1 protein-coding gene is annotated in these 587 nt (G+C 79.2%); it reads right to left on the bottom strand.

Annotated elements, in window-relative coordinates; genetic code table 11:
* A partial coding sequence (locus tag ABD160_RS23360) for a hypothetical protein (protein ID WP_344026011.1) occupies positions 1–225 on the bottom strand: 225 nt, incomplete at its 3' end.
* Positions 226–587: the final 362 nt, after the last annotated feature.

The raw sequence follows: 587 nt of genomic DNA, 5'->3' as shown, positions 1-587 counted from the left end.
CGCGCCGAGCTGGGCCGCGCCGAGCTGGGCCGCGCCGAGCTGGGCCGCGCCGAGCTGGGCCGCGCCGAGCTGGGCCGCGCCGAGCTGGGCCGCGCCGAGCTGGGCCGCGCCGAGCTGGGCCGCGCCGCGCCGCTCCGTAGCGTGTTGTGTGCACTCCGTGTCGCGCCACTCCGCTTCATGCCGCGTTCCGCCCTGCTCCGCGCTCGCCCGGGCCCGCCGGGCCATGTCGCACCCCGTCGCTCGCCGAGATGCAGATGAGCGGGAATTGTTGATCTTCGCGGCCCGCTGAGCTGCATCTCGGCGAGTCACGGGGTGCGAAGTGTTGTGAGTGTGGCGGGTGGTGCGGCGATCCGCTCCGCGACGCGCCTCGCGCCGTCCGCGCTGCGCACCCGTCCGCACCGCACCGCGCCTCGCTCGCCCCGCATCGCGTCGTGCCCCGCATCGCGTCGCGCCGCGCCGCGCCCCGCGTCGCGCGTCCGCACCGCACCGCGCCTCGCTCGCCCCGCATCGCGTCACGCCGCGCATCGTGCCGCGCCCCACGCCCCGCCATACCGCGCCGCGCCCCACCGCGCCGCGCCGCGCCTCGC

It is taken from the genome of Pseudonocardia kongjuensis, from assembly GCF_039526905.1.
GTDB lineage: Bacteria > Actinomycetota > Actinomycetes > Mycobacteriales > Pseudonocardiaceae > Pseudonocardia > Pseudonocardia kongjuensis.
Note: the sequence above shows the minus strand (reverse complement) of the source record. Positions and strands in the feature narration are given on the sequence as shown.